We start from the raw sequence: 16,879 nt of genomic DNA on the forward strand, positions 1-16,879 counted from the left end.
CGTATTTCGGATCGTAGGAGCGCAAATAGAGAGAGCACATTACCCGCTAACGGGTAATGTGCTCTTTTTGCTTTGCAGCTCTAACGCTCGACGCCGGTGGCGTCGATCCTTTAGAAGCTATGTCGCATCCCGATGCGGCCGACCACCTGCTTGCCATCCGACGACGGATCGAAACCAGCGATCTGCGCAACCGCTCCACCAGTCGCCCGTTGCAGTGCGGCGAGCGCATAGACCGCGGTGCGCTTCGACAGTTCGTACTCGACGCTCAGGTTGAGCTGCTCATACTTCGGTTCCTGCCCGGTCGCATGATCGCGGCCATCGGTATACGTGAAACCCGCCGCGAGATTCAACTGGCTGGTCGCCGCATACGTGCCGGCGATTTCATAGTTCTGGAACTTCACGTCCTGGCCCGCATCGCCCTGCTGGAAGTCGACATCGGAGAAGTTGCCCATCGCCTTGAACGAACCGAACGTGTACGACGCACCCGCCACGAAGATGTTCTGGCTACGCGCGTTCTGCAGATACGTGCCGTACACCGCGTTGGTAAAGCCGGGGCTGTTCTGGTAGCTCTGCACCGCCTCTTCCGGATCGTTCACACGCAGGTAACCGACGCCGATCGAGAACGGCCCATTCGTATAGGAACCGGCAGCGCTATACGCAGAATCGTTCGAGAACTGCCCGGCCTGGCCACCAAACGAATACAGCGCCTCGCCGGTAAACCCACCGATGGTCGGGCTCGTGTACTTCACCGCGTTGCTGATCGCAAAGCCGTTGTCGAGGTTATCCATGTCGTTCGGATGCGAGAAATACCATCCACCGTACGTGCTGTTGAGCGAATACGGTTCCAGCAGATCGACGACCGGGTCCCACTGGCGCCCGAACGTCACGGTACCGCTCGTCGTGCTGGCAAGCCCGACGTACGCATTACGCGAAAACGCGAGCCCGCTACCGAGGCTGCCATTCGTCGAATTGAACCCGCTCTCGAGGTCGAACACCGCAGACAGCCCACCGCCAAGGTCTTCATGGCCGCGCACGCCCCAGCGACTGCCGGCGCTCACGCCGCTCGCCATCTGCCACAGGTGCGAACCGTTCACGTTGCTCGCAAAATCGATACCGGTATCCAGAATGCCGTATAGCGTCACGCTGCTTTGCGCATGCGCGGTGCTGAACGCGCCGGCGCAGACAAGTGCTCCCACGATGCACTTCATTTTCATCGAAACCACCTCCAGTTTAATAATTGAGGATGCCGGATCAATCTGATGAACTGCTTGTCATCCGGATCTGCGCTGCCAATATATCGACTTCACAATGTTGTGAACCTGGAAGTCAGTCTTTCAGTTTTTATGTGGGGAAATGCATAGCGCAGCGTTGACGTTCGCGCAGACGCATGCGTCGCTGGAGTCGTGCGGTGTGAGAAGAGAAGTGGGAAAACTTGCGCGAGGAAGGTGCGCCGCTAGCGTTCAGCGCGGCCGGGTCGTGATCTGATAGCCGTAACGGCTGACGGTTTCGATCAATACGTCCGGTAACTCGTTCACGAGTTTACGACGCAGCCGCGAGACCACCAGGTTGACACTCGATGGATCGACGTCGTCTTTCTCGGGCCACGCGTAGCGGATCAACTGATCGCGTGGTACCGGCGCGTTGACCTGACGCATCAGGCATTCGAGTAGCAGATACTCGCGCCGCGTGACGATCAACCGGTGCGTGCCGTCGGTCAGCTCGCGCGTGAGCGCGTCGAGCGCGAGCGTACCCGGAGCGGGCGGCCCGGACACAGTGCCAGCATTGACACCTGCCGTGCGCTGCAACGCCTGCATGCGCTCGTGCATTTCGATAAACGAGTACGGTTGAGCAAAACACGCGTCGGCGCCGGCACGCAGTGCCTGGGCTCGCTGCTGCGCGCCTGCCACACCGAGCACGACGACGATCGCGGCTCCGGCCGCCGCGGCCGCGAACTGCGGCAGCATGTCGAGCAGCGCCGCGTACGATGCGGGATCGAGCGACATCATGACGATCGTGTCGAACGGTTCTTGCGCTGCGAGAAACGCACCGTCTCGCAGATCGTCCGCGCGCTGCAGGCTATGCGCGCTTTCCTGCAGCGCCTTGAAGAGCCATGCGGATTCGGGATGGGGTGCGGAAACGAACAGAATGCGCATTCAGCGAGCCATCGGAACGTGAAAGAGAGTTAGGCCAGTCATTCGAGCGTTTTCATCCAGCATTCGATCGTGACCCGCGTACCCGGATCGGCACTACCAATCCGCAGCGTGAAATCGTGCACATGCACGATCGCCGACACGATGCTCAATCCGAGCCCGGAACCGGCGATATGCCGTGTGCTCTCGCCGCGATAGAAACGCTGCAGCACAGCATCGCGTTCGTTTGCTGCGATGCCTGGACCGTTGTCGATGATCTCCACCTGCGGCCCGAGCGGTGTCTGCGCGAGCACAACGCGCACCGTTCCGCTGCCCGGCTCGGTGAACTTGAGCGCGTTGTCGATGAGATTGCTGAGCGCCTCGAACAACAGCGCATGATCGCCGTGGATCGGCGCGACAGGAGACACCTGCACGAGCAGTTCGATGGTGCGGCTCTCGGCGAGCGGTTCGTACAGTTCGCCGACTTCGCGCACCAGCGTTTCGAGCTGCACTTCGCCAAAACCGCCGCGCCGCTGCAGCGTGCCGATCTCGGAGATGCGCAGCATCGCGCGGAAACGGTTGAGCAGTCCATCGGTTTCGCCGCGAGCGCGATCGACGAGCCCCAGCAACGCCGCGTCGTCGAGCTTGTCGGTGTGCTCCGCGATATGTGCGAGCAGCGTACGCACATGCGCAAGCGGCGTGCGCAGATCGTGTGCGATGCCGTCGCAGACGCTCTTCACCTCGTTCATCAGGCGCTCGACTTCGGCGAGCATGTGGTTCACGAGATGCGACAGCATGTCGATTTCGTCGCGCCCGCCAATCGGCAGACGCTGCCCGAGGTCGCCCTGGGCGATCCGCTGCGTGACGCGGCGAATCGCCTTCAGCCGGCGCATCTGCCGCACGCTCAAACCGAGACCACCGGCGATGCCCGCGGCAAGACAGAAGATCCCGCCGCCGACCAGTGCATTGATGATGGTTTCGCGAATATTCAGAATGTGCGTGAGGTCGCGCGCCACCACGAGCGTGTCGCCGCTCTTCATCCGCTCGGCCATCGCGCGTACGACCGGCGCATGCTGATCGCCTTCGATCACGAGCGTATGTTCGAGCGTCCTGCCGCGTCGGTGCACCGCCAGCTCCGGCGGCAATTTCAGAATGTCGCCGGCGATATGCTGGCCATCCGCGGAGAACAGCCCGTAGAAGTTGGTGTGCATCCGCTCATGCTCGAGCCGCCGATGAATCGCGTCGGCGAGTTGCTCGTGCGGCATCGAGTCGAGGTAGATGAGTTGCCAGTCCATCGGCACATCGGTTTCGCGCTCCATGTCGCCGGTAACCGCCCAGCCGATGAAGCCAAGCAGCAACATCACCGAGAGCGAAAAGATCACGGCGTAGACCGTGATCAGGCGAAAGGTCGTCGAATGCCAACGATGCTCGAGGGCGGATTGCGCCGGCAAGGAAGTGTCCGTCAAGGTAGGCGGCTCACGCGAGGATGTATCCCGAACCGCGCACGGTCTGAATCATCGGCTTCGCGTCGGGAAGATTGATTTTTTTGCGCAGGCGGCCCATATGCACGTCGATCAGGTTAGTGCCCGGATCGAAGTGATAACCCCAGACCGCTTCGAACAGCATCGTGCGCGTGATGGTTTGCCCCGCGTGCCGCATCATGAATTCGAGCACCCGGTATTCGGTGGGCAGCAGCGCGATTTCCTCGCCGTTGTATTGCACCTTGCGCGAAATCAGGTCGAGTTCGAGCGGACCGACACTCAACGTCATGGCCGATTGCGCGGTGGGCATCTGGCTGCGACGCAGCAGGACTTCGAGGCGTGCAGTGAGCTCGTCGGGATCGAATGGCTTGGTCAGATAGTCGTCGCCGCCGGCGCGCAGGCCGCGCACGCGTTCGTCGACGTCGCCGAGCGCACTCAACATCAGCACCGGCGTCTGCACGCCGATGCTGCGCATAGTAGTGAGAATGGTCAGACCGTCGACGCCCGGCAACATCCGGTCGAGCGTGATCACGTCGTACTCGTCGCTGATCGCGCGAACCATGCCGTCACGGCCGTTCGCAGCCCAGTCGACAGTGAAGCCGCGGTTTTTCAGTTGCCCGACAATTTCATTCGCGGTGATTTCATCGTCTTCGATCGTCAGTACTCTTGACATGATCATTCCACACGCCGCAGCGATTTTAGCTGGCGCAGCTGACGGGTGCGACAGGTTGTCAGGGGATAGACATGATGCCATATTCGGCCTGCGGGCACAGTGCGCGACAGGCGGTCAGGCCTGTCGCAGGGCGGGGAAACGAGCTTGCAGGCTACGCGCACAGCCCTAACGGCCGCGCATCGGCTTCATGAAAAAATATTTAAGTTTGCTGCGGAGAGTGGCCAGGGGCCAGGAGTCAGTCCGGGATCGGTCATCGATCCCGCCGGCCTTATGGCGCTGCCGCGCCACCAGCACGCTCGTTGCCGTGCCGGCGTAGGTAGCGCGCGTCGTTGTCCGCGCGATGGGCTCGCTCGATCCGGGCCTGTTCGAGCGTCGTATCGGCAAGCGCGCCGCCCGTGCCCTGCACTTTCGCCAGCGCCGCGAGCGGTGTGCCGAACAGTGCCACTAATAGCAACCATCCTGTCAGTCGTTTCATCGTAGCCCCCGCGTTCCGGTGCATCGCCGGCGGATTCACACGATGCGCGTAGCAGGCACGCGTGTTCCGCCCACTGATAACGATACGCCTGACTACCTGACTGTTCGGTGGCGGCAACATGAAGATTCGGCCATCGATCTACGCGCCCGGTTCGATAAAACAATCTTCATCCGCGGTCGGCCGTTCCGATAGATACGCCTGCCTATGCTTCCCCTCAACCGGTTGTGCGCCGCACGTTTGCGAACGCAGAGAAACCGGTGACCGGCGCGGCGCATCGCCCCGCCGTTCACACCATCGAGAGGGAAATCATGAAACTGACCTGCCGCACGGCCGCCTGCACGCTGTTGATGCTCGTGAGCGCCTCCGCCTTCGCATCGTCGCGGCTCACGCCGCAGCAATGCAACGACTACCCGTTCAAGCCTTTGAGTGCGCCGGCCACCCACGCGCAACTGATGAACGAACTGGCCGAACTCGAATCGGTCGGTTATGACCCGTCGGCCGGGGACGACGATAACTATCCCAACGACATCCAGCAGGCCGAACAAAAGCTGCAGGTTAAATACCACGAGGATTGTGGCGCCGTCGCACCGCTTTCGACGGCGCAGTCGGCGCCGCAGGGCTCAGCGGAGTGAACCGCGCCCACCGCCCGAGAGCGACTTCTCGAGCGCCGCCACACCGGCCGGCAGATCCACTGCGACACCGAGATCCACCATCGTGCGACCAAGCGCGTGCAGTGTCCTGAACAGATTGTGTTCGCGGCACTGCTCGCCCATCTGACCGATCCGCACGATCGGCAAGCCGAACGAGCCGGATATTTCCACCTGATGCTGCCGCGAAATATGACCGCAGATATCGCCGGGGCTCAGTCCCTGCGGCGCCTCGATGCCGACCACCGAATTGAGCCGGCAAGCCTGCGGCGTATAGAGCGTGAGACCGAGTGCGGTGATCCCTTCCTGCAGCGCCACCGAGCACTTCTGGTGACGCGCAAAACGCTTCTCGAGCGTCTCTGCGCAAACCAGACGTAGCGCTTCATGCAGCGCAAGCACGCCCGACACCGGCGCCGTGTAGTGATAGCCCGCGTTGTGCCAGAAATTTTCGGCCAGCGAGGCATCGAGGCACCAGTGCGCGTTCGGTTGCTCGCGATGCTTGACGCGCTCCCAGGCCGCTTCCGAAAACGCGACCAGCGACACGCCCGGGATCGACGACAAGCCCTTCTGACCGCCGGTAATCACCGCATCGATGCCCCACACGTCCATCTCGAGCGGAATCGTGCTGAGTGTGCACACGGCATCGACGATAACGAGCGCACCTGCCGCCTTCGCCAGCGCGGCGATGTCTTTCAGATGGTGATTCCACACCGTGTTCGATGTCTCGCCCTGCACGATCGTCACGATCTCGGGACGCACGCGGCGCAGCGCGGCCTCGACTGCTTCGAGGCTCGCCACCGCGCGATCCTCGACGTCGAGCATCGAGACGTCGGCACCGACGCGGCGACCCATTTCCGCCATCCGTTCGCTGAAAAAACCGTTCTTGATGCTCAAGACGCGCGTACCGTTCCACGCCAGATTGGAGATCGCCATTTCCATCGCTGCGGAACCGGGACCGGCCACGCCGAGCACCCACTTCGAATTCGTCTGGAACACGTAGCGCGCCATCGTCTTCACCTGCCCGACCACCTTCGCCATCGTGCCGCCCAGGTGATTGATGACGATCGTGTTCGCCTTCGCAACGGCGGCGGGGATCGGCACGGGGCCGGCGCCCATCATCAGCAGCGGTTCTTCGGGAAGGATTGCGTCGAGCGACTCGACGTCCGGGCACGGCACGGAGAAAGACGAAGTGATGGGCATGGTCAGTACGGATGAAATCGACAAGGTCGGAAAATTCAGGGAATTCAGAGAATAGCGCAAGTCTGCCTTTGACCTTTGGCAAACTACCAGCCGCTCGCCAACTTGAAATGTGCAATGCATTTTCGTCTTTCCTGCACGGAATCTGGCATTCCGCGTTCGCCATTGTGACAAAACCCGATGCCGTGGGGATAAATGTGTACCGGCTGCCAAAGCGATTTACCCGGAGCGGTGGAAATAATGAAAGATGCAATCCTGCTATGGAGTTTTTTAAGCGGATTGCGTAGGTAGAGGTTCAGCGGGATTTGCCCGACGTCATTCAAACCGGATTTATCGCACACAAATAAGCGGGGCCTCGCGGCGAACCGGGCGCGGCAGCAGCATCGCAAGGCACCATGCGGCTTCCCGCACGATCGATAGCGACGAGCGCTGCGTCCGTTGATTGAATCGGCGGGCGTGCGGCGATCCACACCGGCACTCCATTAATTGCACTGGTATTTATGCCAGATCGGTAGATTCAATTCCGCGCGACCTCGACCGTCTTTATACCGGGTAAAACGGCACAGTCTTTTTTCAATAAATATTGAAATTCCAGACGACTGCCAATATTATTTTAATCCGGAATCGCAGTTGTCTGACTGAATGCTTCTCGACATCGGCTGACATGCTGCCGCACGGTTTAACTTCGCGCGGACGTGATACCCATCTACGAGGCGAAATTTCATGAACCAGATTCACGCCATGCGTGTTTTCGTCAGAGTGGCCGAAACCGAGAGCTTTCGCCGCGCTGCGCAGCAACTCGATGTGTCGAATGCGCTCGTCACGCGTTCGATCGCGATGCTCGAAGCGCATCTGTGTACCCGTCTCATCAATCGCACGACGCGCAACCTGTCGTTGACCGAAGCCGGCGTGCGCTACCTGGAAGGCTGCCGCGGGCTGCTCGAAGAACTCGATCATCTGGAAGGCACGGTCGCCCATACCGAGCGCGAACCCGGCGGCACGCTGCGCGTCGTCGTGTCCGGCACGCTGTCGCCGGCTGCGCTCACACCGCTACTCGACGGCTACCGGCGCACGCATCCGCAGGTCCGGCTGCGGCTCACGCTCGCCGATCGCCCGGTCGATCTGCTTGAAGACGGCTACGACGTCGGTATCGTCACGGCGTTCTCGATCTCGGGCAAGGATCTGATCGAACAGCCCATCGGCACCAACGCGCTGGTGCCCTGCGCCGCGCCGGGCTATCTCGCCGAACGCGGCGAACCGCGCTCGCCGCTGGAACTCGCGCAGCATGCGTGCGTCGGGCTGCCGCCGGGGCAACGCAGCCCGACGTGGCACTTTGCCGGGCCGGACGGACGCCCGCTACCCGTTACGCTGCACCAGGTCTACACGGTCAACAGCACGCTGATGGTCCGGCTCGCCGCGCTCTCGGGGATGGGCATCGCGATCCTGCCGGCGCAGCTCGTCGCAAGCGACTTTGCGGCGGGTACGCTGACGCGCATCATGAGCGATTACACCGTTGACGATCCCGAAGCGAATCTCTCGATCGTCTATCCGGGGCGTCGATTCCTCGCGGCAAAAACCCAGTCGTTCATCGACCACACCATCGAGTACTTCAGTCGCGACGTAGCGCCGCTCCCGACGTTGATCGAGCGCATGCCGCATCAGGCGAACGCGTGGCGCGTCGCACCGCACGCTTAACGATGCGCCTGCACGACTAGTGGGATCGCTAACAGCACATGCCGCACATGCGGCACGTGCCGCCGTTCAGGTTCCACTCGCGCCCGGATCCGGCCGCAGCGCGGTGTGTGCATCGTCGGGGGCGCCGCACACTTCGTGCAACAGCGCAGCCTCGCGCTCGTGCACTTCGACCGGCATCCAGCGCGCACCTGCCTCGGCAAGATAGCGCGTGCGATGCTGCCCGTTGCGAAACGCCACGACGCCTTCGTGGTCCAGCCCCAGCCAGCCAAAGAGCCCCGGCGCGCGCCGCTTCGTCACCGTCACATACGGCATCTCAGGAATGCGTTCGTTCTCCGGATCGAGAAACTCGCGGATGCCGCGCACCTTGCCCGAATGCCATTCGTTGACGGGCTTCAACACGTAGTCGGTGTTGTCGCGATCCGCACATACCAGCAGTTTGCGCATGTCGACCAGCACGACCTGATGACGTGTGCCGGGCGTGCCGAACACACGTTTTAGACGTACGTGGTCGTACCACCCGTGCTCGGGCAGAAGAACGGTCCAGACCGGTTCGGCCCCGGACGGCACAACGCTGGATGCGGGCGATGACATGGATACGGGCATGCAATGAGTTCGATCTGCCGGCGCGGCGCGCCAACGCGCACCGACGTCTAAAAAGCGCCTAAGCTACGAGTGCATCATGAAAGCCACGTGACAGCGGCCGTGCAAACTGCAGGTGTTTCGCGCTCAGGCTTACCCCTTCGTACTGACGGCCAGACTGCCTCGCGAGTCATTTCGCATACGGTATGCCCGTTTCCGCTCCAGCGATACTGCAATCGCATCTCGCGAGCGCGGATCGACACGGTGGCGGCGCGGCGAGATCGATGGAGAAACCGATGATCATGGAAACATTCGGCGAGCATGTCCGGCTCGAAGCAGTCGAGGCGGTCGATACGGTGGTAACGATCGTGCTCGAGCGTCCGGCGCGCCGCAACGCGGTAGACCGCCCGACCGCCGATGCACTGAGCGCCGCGTTTCGCCGCTTCGATACCAACCCCGCATGGCACGCGGCGGTGCTGTTCGGCACGGGCGGCACGTTCTGCGCTGGCGCGGATCTCACCGCGCTCGCCGACGATACGCGCCGCAATGAACTGCATGCGGACGGCAGCGGCCCCGGTCCGATGGGACCGACGCGTATGACGTTCGGCAAACCGGTGATCGCCGCGATCGCCGGTCACGCGGTCGCAGGTGGGCTCGAACTGGCGGCGATGTGCGATCTGCGTGTCGTCGAGGACGATGCGGTGCTCGGTGTGTTCTGCCGGCGGGTCGGGATTCCGCTGATCGACGGTGGGACGATCCGCCTGCCTCGGCTAATCGGCCTGTCGCGTGCGCTCGATCTGATCCTGACCGGCCGCCCGGTCGACGCACAGGAAGCGCTCGCATTCGGCCTCGCCAACCGGGTCGTCGCGAAGGGTACGGCCCGGGCCGCCGCCGAACAGCTGGCCGCCACGTTAGCCGCGTTCCCGCAGGCGGCGCTGCGGGCCGACCGCCGCTCGGCATTCGAAAACAGCACGCTCGACGATCTCGCCGACGCGCTGCGCCGCGAAGGCGCCGGCGGCTACGACGCGGTATTTGCCGAAGGCGCCGCTGGCGCCGCGCGCTTTGCGGCCGGTGCGGGCCGGCACGGCACAGCCGTCCCGCCGTCTGCCGCCCCCGCCGATCCCGCCCAGCCCGGTCCCGACTAGATCTGCAGGAAAAAACAACACTTCGTTTACACGCCAGCAAGGCCGTTTTGGCTTAGGTACAATCCCCTACTGCTTTACCCTGGCGCCCGCGTTTTCGGCCCGAAAACACGCGCCACACGCGCCGATCACCATCCGCGCTCCTGTATCGATCGTCCCATCATGCCTTTGCCCCTGCTCGCCCTTGCCATCGCCGCCTTTGGGATCGGTACCACTGAATTCGTCATCATGGGGCTGCTACCCGACGTCGCACGCGATCTCGCCGTGTCGATTCCGGCTGCCGGCATGCTGGTGTCGGCCTACGCGCTCGGTGTCACGATCGGCGCACCGATCGTCGCGATCGCGGTCGCCAACATGCCACGCAAGAAAGCGCTGATGAGCCTGATCGGCGTATTCATCCTCGGCAACCTGCTGTGCGCAATCGCGCCCGGCTATGCGGTGCTGATGGTCGCGCGCATCGTCACGGCGTTCTGTCATGGCGCGTTCTTCGGCATTGGATCGGTGGTGGCGGCTGGACTTGTCGCACCGAATCGCCGGGCGCAGGCTATCGCGCTGATGTTCACCGGTCTTACGCTCGCCAACGTGCTCGGTGTGCCGCTCGGCACGGCGCTCGGCCAGGCCGTGGGCTGGCGCGCGACGTTCTGGGCCGTGACCGGCATCGGCGTACTCGCGGCCGCGGCGCTCGCCGTGTGCCTGCCCGCGCGTATCGAGATGCAGAAGGCAAGCCTCGTACGCGAATTCAGCGTGCTGAAAAACCCGCAGGTGCTGATGGTGCTCGGCATCAGCGTGCTTGCATCGGCGAGTCTCTTTTCGACCTTCACCTACATCACGCCGATTCTCGAAGACGTCACCGGCTTCACGCCGCATGCGGTCACGCTCGTGCTGCTGCTGTTCGGTCTCGGACTGACGGTGGGCAGCACACTCGGCGGCAAGCTCGCGGACTGGCGGTTGATGCCGTCGCTGCTCGCGTTCCTGATGGCGATCTGCGTGATTCTCGTGGTGTTCGCCGGGACGATGCATTCGCCGGTTGCTGCGATGGTCACGATCTTCGTGTGGGGCGTGCTCGCGTTTTCGATCGTGCCGCCGCTGCAGATGCTGATCGTCGATCGCGCGAGCCATGCGCCGAACCTCGCCTCCACGCTGAATCAAGGCGCCTTCAATCTCGGCAATGCGACGGGCGCGTGGCTCGGCGGTATGGCGATCGGTGCGGGCATTCCGCTCACGTCGCTGCCGTGGGTCGGTGTGACGATGGCGCTCGCTGCGCTGCTGCTGACGGTGTTCTCGGTATCGCTGGAACGGCGTGCGCAGCGATTGCCGGCGGCCGGCTCACCTGGCTGAGCCACGTGACATCCCGGCTCGCGTGCCTCGTGAGCCTGAACCGCAGCCCCCGATTCCCCCACTGCAACACGGGTCGACGCCGATGCGCGACAACGCGCCGGTGTAGCATTCCCGCCGATGAAAGTCATCTTCACCCGCGATTTCCTCGCCCTCATTCTGAGCGTCGCCGTAGTCGGCCTGGGCAGTGGCGCCACGCTGCCGCTCACGGCGCTCGCGTTGACCCAGGCTGGCTACGGCACCGATGTCGTCGGTCTACTAACCGCTGCGCAGGCGGGCGGCGGCCTCGTCGTCGTGCCACTCGCCGGCTGGGTCGCTGCGCGCTTCGGCGGCCGTCAGGTGATTGCGGGCTCGGTACTGGTCGTCGCCATCGCGACCGCGGGCATGCAGCTCACGACGAACCTGTACGTCTGGGCTGTGTTGCGCATCGCTTGCGGCGCGGCATTGATGCTGCTCTTCACGATCGGCGAGGCATGGGTCAACCAGCTCGCCGACGACGCGACACGCGGCCGCGTCATCGCCATCTATGCGACGACCTTTACGTTGTTCCAGATGGCCGGGCCGGTGCTCGTGAGCCAGATCGCTGGATTCAATAGCGGACGCTTTCTGCTGTGCGGCGCGATCTTCCTGCTCGCGCTGCCGACGCTCGCGACGATCCGCGCCACCCCGCACACCGCCGGCGAACCCGAAGCGCACGACAGCTGGCGCCATGTGCTGCCGCGCATGCCGGCCATCGTGATCGGCACCGCGTTCTTTGCGCTGTTCGATACGATCGCGTTGTCGTTGCTGCCGTTGTATGCGATGGCGCATGGCATCGCGGTTGAAGTCGCCGTGCTGTTTGCGTCGGCGCTGCTGCTCGGCGATACGACGATGCAGTTTCCGATTGGCTGGTTCGCGGACCGGTTTGGTCGTGAGCGTGTGCATCTTTGCTGTGCGGCCGTCGTTGTGCTGCTGTTGCCGCTGCTGCCGTGGGCGATCGGCTCGCTGTGGCTGTGCTGGCCGCTGCTCTATGTGCTCGGTGCCGCGGCGGGCGCGATCTATACACTTTCGCTAGTGGCGTGCGGTGAACGCTTTCGTGGGGCCGCGCTGGTGTCGGCGAGTTCGCTCGTCGGAGCGTCGTGGAGTGCCGCGAGTTTTGGCGGCCCGCTGATCGCTGGTGCGTTGATGAAGGGTATCGGTAACGATGCGCTGGTCGGCTTGCTGCTAGCTGGCGCGCTCGCGTTTGGTGGGGCGGTGTTGTGGGAGCGGCGGCGTGCGGGGGTGCGGGTGGTGCGTTAAACCGCTCGCCCGCAATCACCGCGAATCAATCGTGCGCCGGCACGATCACACCGCTGCACGTTCCAAAGCCCACGCGATAACCCTCGCCCTGGCACCACCCAGCGAGCGTCAATTCATCGCCGTCTTCGATAAACGTCCGCGTACCGCCCTCCTTCAGTTCGAGTGGTTGCTTGCCGTTCCAGGTCAGCTCCAGCAGGCTGCCGTATGAATCGGCGGTCGGCCCGCTGATCGTGCCCGAACCCATCAGATCGCCCACCCGCGTATTGCAGCCCGACACCGTGTGATGCGCAAACTGTTGCGCCATTGTCCAGTACATGTGGCGGAAATTCGTGCGCGAGATCGTCGTCGCTTCGCGGGCGCGTTGCGGACGCAACTGCACTTCGAGCGCGATATCGAACGCATGCGCACCGTCGTGCCGCAGATAGTCGAGCGGCTGCGGCACCTGCGCCGGCTGCGCGACGCGAAACGGTTCGAGCGCATCGAGCGTGACGATCCATGGTGAGATCGTCGTCGCGAAGGTCTTCGCGTTGAACGGCCCGAGCGGCACGTACTCCCACTGCTGGATATCGCGCGCACTCCAGTCGTTCAGCAGCACCATGCCGAAAATATGCGCTTCGGCTTCAGCACAAGCCACCGGTTCGCCGAGCGCATTGCCGCGTCCAACGATAAAGCCGGTTTCCAGTTCAATGTCGAGCTTGCGGCACGCGCCGAACACCGGGCGCTCCGCATCGGGCAACTTCAGTTGACCGTTGGGCCGCCGCACCGGCGTGCCGCTCACCACCACCGATGAAGCACGTCCGTTGTAGCCGATCGGCATCTCCGACCAGTTCGGCAGCAGCGCGTTCTTCGGATCGCGGAACATCGAGCCGACGTTCGTCGCGTGTTCTTTCGACGAATAGAAATCGGTGTAGCCGGGAATCTGCACGGGCAAGTGCAGCGTTGCATCGGCAGCGGACACGAGCGCGCGTTCGCACAGTGCCGCGTCGTCGCGCAGCGTGGCCGTGTCGCGCGCGAGCAGGCTGGATAACTGGATCCGCACGCTGCGCCACGCATCGCGACCCAGCGAGATGAATGGGTTAAGCGAATCGGAGCGGAACACGCTGGAAGCGCTGAATTCGCCCGCCGACGTCAGCGGCAAAACAAGCAAGCCTGCTTCCGCCAGCACAGCCAGATCGACGATGCGATCGCCGATCGCAACACCTGCACGCCACACCGCATCGCGCGAGTCGCTAAAGATGCCGAACGGCAGGTTCTGGATCGAAAAGTCACAGGCCGGATCGTTCGCCGTTTCAACCCAGCTTCGGCGCGACGGATCGAGCGTCACCTGTAGATCGTTCAATACACTCATCGCTGCTCCGGGTTGAAGTGTTTCTGGATGCCTTGCCAGCACTCGAAGTAATCGGCCTGCAGCTGCGACGTTTCAAGCGCAAAACGTGTCGGGCGGATCAGCGTGCGGGTTTCGAACATGAACGCCATCGTGTCGCTGACCTTATGCGGCTTCGAGGTATCGCTGTGCGATGCCTTCTCGAAGGTATCCGCATCGGGGCCATGGCCCGACATGCAGTTGTGCAGGCTCGCGCCACCAGGCACGAAACCCTCCGCCTTCGCGTCGTAAGCGCCGTGCACGAGGCCCATGAACTCACTCGCGACGTTGCGGTGAAACCAGGGCGGCCGGAACGTATCAACGGCTGCAAGCCAGCGCGGCGGGAAGATCACGAAGTCGATCGTATCGACACCGGGTGTATCGCTTGGCGAATGCAGGACGAGGAAGATCGACGGATCGGGATGGTCGTAGCTGATCGAGCCGATCGTGTTGAAGTGCCGCAGATCGTATTTGTACGGCGCGTAGTTGCCGTGCCACGCGACGACGTCGAGCGGTGAATGGCCAATGTCCGCGCGCCACAAGTGGCCGTTCAGCTTCGCGACGAGTTCGAAGTCGCCTTCTCGGTCTTCGTAGGCGGCATGCGGTGTGAGGAAATCGCGCGGATTGGCAAGTCCGTTCGAACCGATCGGCCCGAGATCCGGCAGACGCAGCAACGCACCGAAGTTCTCGCAGATATAGCCGCGCGCCTCGCCATCGGGCAGCGTCACCGTGAAGCGCACGCCGCGCGGAATCACCGCGATCTCGAACGGTTCGATATCGAGCCGGCCGAGTTCGGTCGCTATCGCGAGACGGCCCTGTTGCGGCACGATCAGCAGCTCGCCGTCGCCGCTGTAGAAGTAGCGGTCCTGCATCGAGCGGTTCGCTGCATAGAGATGGATCGCGCAACCGTTCATCGATTCGGCGGAACCATTGCCCGCCATCGTCACCCAGCCGTCGATGAAATCGGTCGGCGCGGTGGGCATCGGCAGCGGGTTCCAGCGGAGCTGGTTCGGCGGGGTCGGCGGCACTTCATGGAAGTTCGCTACCAGCCGGTCGGCGGGATGCGATGGCAACGGCGGCAGTTGCGTGAATGGCCGGTGCATCGCCGCCGGGCGAATGCGGTACAGCCACGAGCGGCGGTTATGGCTGCGCGGCGCGGTGAATGCCGTGCCCGACAGTTGCTCTGCGTAGAGTCCGTAGGCGGCGCGCTGCGGTGAGTTGCGGCCTTGCGGCAGTGCGCCTGGCAGCGCCTCGGTGGCGAACTCGTTGGCGAAACCCGATTGATACGCAGAGCGATCGCCTGAGTGGGCGGAGTGGGAGTTCGTTTCGTGAGTCATGCGTTTCTCCATAAATGCCTGGCATGAGTACCTAGGCGGCTTGCGCCAGCGCAGCCCGCTGATGCCGCGTCGCGCCGGCGAGCACGATCACGAACAACGCCGAGCACAATACCGGCACCGCGGCCGCGTGAAACAGCGCCGCATTCGACCAGTTCAGTGCGATCAGCTGCCCACCGACGAGCGGCCCGATCACCGAGCCGATGCGACCAATACCGAGGCTCCAGCCGATGCCGGTCGAGCGCAGACTGGTCGGGTAATAGTGTCCTGCAAGCGCATTGACCGCCGGCTGCCCGCCGACTACACAGAAGCCGCCCGCGAACACCGCCACCAGCAGCCACGGCAGCGCATGCGCGACACTGCCGATCGCCCCGACGAACCCGGCCGCGCACGCAAAGCAGACGAACAGCACCCGCACGAAGCCAAACCGTTCGATAAACCAGCCGAGCGATAACGTACCGACCACTCCGCCGGTTTGCAGCACGGTGCCGACAATCACGGCTGTCGCCGGTGTGTAGCCCGCATCGCGCATCACCGTCGGTAGCCAGTTGGACAGGAAGTACAGATCGATCAGGTTCATGAAGCTGATCGCCCACAGGATCAGCGTGACCGGCGTGCGGCCCGCGCGGAACAGCTCCGCGACCGGCGCGCCGCCATCGGCTTTTTCGCGCACGACGATGCGCGTCTGCGCGTCGATGTGCAGGTTTGGATCGAATGTTGCGAGCCAGCGCCGGGCGCGTTCCATGCGGCCTTTGAGTACAAGGAATTGCAGCGATTCGGGCAGCGCGACGAGCATCGCAAACGCGAGCAGCAACGGCACCGCACCACCGACCCAAAACACCGCACGCCAGCCGAACGCCGGGATCAACGCAGCGCTGACAAAACCGCCCAGCGCCGCGCCAAGCGTAAAGCCGCACGACACCAGCATCATCCGTTTCACGCGATGCACGGGCGTCGAAAACTCACCGACCAGCGCCATCGCATTCGGCATGATGCAGCCGAGCCCAAGACCCGTTATGAAGCGCAACGCGATCAGCGCAGGCACCGTCGACGCAAGCGGCGTCGCGATCATCGCAGCAGCGAAGAAAAACGTCGCACCGATCAGCACCGGACGCCGGCCGATCCGGTCGGCAAGCACCGACAGCCCCAGCGCGCCGAGCAGCATGCCGAACAGACTCGCGCTGAACACCGGCCCGAGCGCCGCCTTCGATACGCTCCATTCAGCGATCACGCTGGGTGCGACATAGCCCATCGCCTGCGCATCGAAGCCGTCGATCACAAGGCACAGTCCGCACAACACGAGCAGCATGAGCTGGAACGCAGGGTGATGCGTTTCGCCGAGCACGCGCTCGACTTCAATCACATTCGACGACTCCGGCTGGACGCTCATGGGATCTCCTCATCGTTATGGCGCAAAACGGGTTGCCGGCAGTACCGGCTCGGAACGCGAAACGACTTTTCCGGGCACACACGGCTCCGCTCTCGCCACATGCGTAATTTACGAATAGTAAAACGAATTACGTATAGTGAAAATATCGTAAACCCTGACCT

15 protein-coding genes are annotated in these 16,879 nt (G+C 63.2%); 5 read left to right on the forward strand and 10 right to left on the reverse strand.

Features of this window, described 5'->3' with window-relative positions:
* Positions 1–110: 110 nt before the first annotated feature.
* The 5 genes from BWP39_RS13440 to BWP39_RS31485 form a co-directional block, all read right to left on the reverse strand.
* Entirely contained in the window at positions 111–1,208 is a 1,098-nt protein-coding gene (locus BWP39_RS13440) for a porin (RefSeq protein ID WP_096720887.1), read from the reverse strand.
* A 252-nt stretch (positions 1,209–1,460) separates the two neighbouring features.
* Positions 1,461–2,153, reverse strand: a complete 693-nt coding sequence (locus tag BWP39_RS13445; protein ID WP_096720889.1) for a winged helix-turn-helix transcriptional regulator — start codon at positions 2,151–2,153, stop codon at positions 1,461–1,463.
* A 38-nt stretch (positions 2,154–2,191) separates the two neighbouring features.
* Positions 2,192–3,595 (reverse strand): sensor histidine kinase, encoded by a 1,404-nt coding sequence (locus BWP39_RS13450; protein ID WP_207556800.1) that lies wholly within the window; start codon positions 3,593–3,595, stop codon positions 2,192–2,194.
* Between the two features lie 10 nt (positions 3,596–3,605).
* Positions 3,606–4,283: a response regulator transcription factor gene (locus tag BWP39_RS13455; RefSeq protein WP_096722550.1), complete on the reverse strand. Its 678-nt coding sequence runs from the start codon at positions 4,281–4,283 to the stop codon at positions 3,606–3,608.
* A 268-nt stretch (positions 4,284–4,551) separates the two neighbouring features.
* On the reverse strand, positions 4,552–4,758 hold the full coding sequence (locus BWP39_RS31485) for a hypothetical protein (RefSeq protein ID WP_133116870.1): 207 nt from the start codon (positions 4,756–4,758) through the stop codon (positions 4,552–4,554).
* 308 nt (positions 4,759–5,066) lie between these two features.
* Between BWP39_RS31485 and BWP39_RS13465 the strand changes: the two genes are divergently transcribed.
* Complete coding sequence (locus BWP39_RS13465) at positions 5,067–5,390, forward strand: DUF4148 domain-containing protein (protein WP_096722552.1); 324 nt, start codon at positions 5,067–5,069, stop codon at positions 5,388–5,390.
* Here BWP39_RS13465 and BWP39_RS13470 read toward each other — a convergent pair.
* Positions 5,379–6,605, reverse strand: coding sequence for a pyridoxal-phosphate-dependent aminotransferase family protein (locus BWP39_RS13470; RefSeq protein ID WP_096720893.1), 1,227 nt, complete (start codon positions 6,603–6,605; stop codon positions 5,379–5,381). The two genes, BWP39_RS13465 and BWP39_RS13470, sit on opposite strands and share 12 nt — an antisense overlap.
* A gap of 720 nt (positions 6,606–7,325) precedes the next feature.
* Here BWP39_RS13470 and BWP39_RS13475 point away from each other — a divergent pair.
* Positions 7,326–8,297, forward strand: a complete 972-nt coding sequence (locus BWP39_RS13475; RefSeq protein ID WP_096720895.1) for a LysR family transcriptional regulator — start codon at positions 7,326–7,328, stop codon at positions 8,295–8,297.
* A 66-nt stretch (positions 8,298–8,363) separates the two neighbouring features.
* On the opposite strand, the gene BWP39_RS13480 is transcribed toward BWP39_RS13475, so the two are convergent.
* Complete coding sequence (locus tag BWP39_RS13480; RefSeq protein ID WP_096720897.1) at positions 8,364–8,900, reverse strand: plasmid fertility inhibition factor family protein; 537 nt, start codon at positions 8,898–8,900, stop codon at positions 8,364–8,366.
* Positions 8,901–9,172: 272 nt separating this feature from the next.
* Here BWP39_RS13480 and BWP39_RS13485 point away from each other — a divergent pair, with 272 nt between their 5' ends.
* From BWP39_RS13485 to BWP39_RS13495, 3 genes are all read left to right on the forward strand, one after another.
* Positions 9,173–10,021, forward strand: a complete 849-nt coding sequence (locus BWP39_RS13485) for a crotonase/enoyl-CoA hydratase family protein (protein ID WP_096722554.1) — start codon at positions 9,173–9,175, stop codon at positions 10,019–10,021.
* Between the two features lie 159 nt (positions 10,022–10,180).
* Positions 10,181–11,356, forward strand: coding sequence for an MFS transporter (locus tag BWP39_RS13490; protein ID WP_096720899.1), 1,176 nt, complete (start codon positions 10,181–10,183; stop codon positions 11,354–11,356).
* A 117-nt stretch (positions 11,357–11,473) separates the two neighbouring features.
* A complete protein-coding gene (locus tag BWP39_RS13495; protein WP_096720901.1) occupies positions 11,474–12,631 on the forward strand; it encodes an MFS transporter in 1,158 nt (385 codons plus the stop codon).
* Positions 12,632–12,656: 25 nt separating this feature from the next.
* On the opposite strand, the gene fahA is transcribed toward BWP39_RS13495, so the two are convergent.
* From fahA to BWP39_RS13510, 3 genes are read right to left on the reverse strand one after another with little or no spacing between them, the layout of a single operon-like run.
* Positions 12,657–13,979 (reverse strand): fumarylacetoacetase, encoded by a 1,323-nt coding sequence (gene fahA / locus BWP39_RS13500; protein ID WP_096720903.1) that lies wholly within the window; start codon positions 13,977–13,979, stop codon positions 12,657–12,659.
* On the reverse strand, positions 13,976–15,331 hold the full coding sequence (gene hmgA, locus BWP39_RS13505; RefSeq protein ID WP_096720905.1) for a homogentisate 1,2-dioxygenase: 1,356 nt from the start codon (positions 15,329–15,331) through the stop codon (positions 13,976–13,978). Before hmgA ends, fahA begins: the two co-directional genes overlap by 4 nt.
* A 31-nt stretch (positions 15,332–15,362) precedes the next feature.
* On the reverse strand, positions 15,363–16,718 hold the full coding sequence (locus BWP39_RS13510; RefSeq protein ID WP_096720907.1) for an MFS transporter: 1,356 nt from the start codon (positions 16,716–16,718) through the stop codon (positions 15,363–15,365).
* Positions 16,719–16,879 lie beyond the last annotated feature (161 nt).

The organism is Paraburkholderia acidicola (assembly GCF_002362315.1).
Taxonomy (GTDB): Bacteria; Pseudomonadota; Gammaproteobacteria; order Burkholderiales; family Burkholderiaceae; genus Paraburkholderia; species Paraburkholderia acidicola.

Excerpts from the sequence above, each read along its gene's own strand:
- BWP39_RS13455 (WP_096722550.1), bottom strand. The coding sequence starts at position 4,283 with ATGTCAAGAGTACTGACGATCGAAGACGATGAAATCACCGCGAATGAA.
- BWP39_RS13495 (WP_096720901.1), top strand. The coding sequence starts at position 11,474 with ATGAAAGTCATCTTCACCCGCGATTTCCTCGCCCTCATTCTGAGCGTC.
- BWP39_RS13470 (WP_096720893.1), bottom strand. The coding sequence starts at position 6,605 with ATGCCCATCACTTCGTCTTTCTCCGTGCCGTGCCCGGACGTCGAGTCG.
- BWP39_RS13485 (WP_096722554.1), top strand. The coding sequence starts at position 9,173 with ATGATCATGGAAACATTCGGCGAGCATGTCCGGCTCGAAGCAGTCGAG.
- hmgA (WP_096720905.1), bottom strand. The coding sequence starts at position 15,331 with ATGACTCACGAAACGAACTCCCACTCCGCCCACTCAGGCGATCGCTCT.
- BWP39_RS13490 (WP_096720899.1), top strand. The coding sequence starts at position 10,181 with ATGCCTTTGCCCCTGCTCGCCCTTGCCATCGCCGCCTTTGGGATCGGT.
- BWP39_RS13445 (WP_096720889.1), bottom strand. The coding sequence starts at position 2,153 with ATGCGCATTCTGTTCGTTTCCGCACCCCATCCCGAATCCGCATGGCTC.
- BWP39_RS13480 (WP_096720897.1), bottom strand. The coding sequence starts at position 8,900 with ATGCCCGTATCCATGTCATCGCCCGCATCCAGCGTTGTGCCGTCCGGG.
- BWP39_RS13510 (WP_096720907.1), bottom strand. The coding sequence starts at position 16,718 with ATGAGCGTCCAGCCGGAGTCGTCGAATGTGATTGAAGTCGAGCGCGTG.
- BWP39_RS13465 (WP_096722552.1), top strand. The coding sequence starts at position 5,067 with ATGAAACTGACCTGCCGCACGGCCGCCTGCACGCTGTTGATGCTCGTG.
- BWP39_RS31485 (WP_133116870.1), bottom strand. The coding sequence starts at position 4,758 with ATGAAACGACTGACAGGATGGTTGCTATTAGTGGCACTGTTCGGCACA.
- fahA (WP_096720903.1), bottom strand. The coding sequence starts at position 13,979 with ATGAGTGTATTGAACGATCTACAGGTGACGCTCGATCCGTCGCGCCGA.
- BWP39_RS13440 (WP_096720887.1), bottom strand. The coding sequence starts at position 1,208 with ATGAAGTGCATCGTGGGAGCACTTGTCTGCGCCGGCGCGTTCAGCACC.
- BWP39_RS13475 (WP_096720895.1), top strand. The coding sequence starts at position 7,326 with ATGAACCAGATTCACGCCATGCGTGTTTTCGTCAGAGTGGCCGAAACC.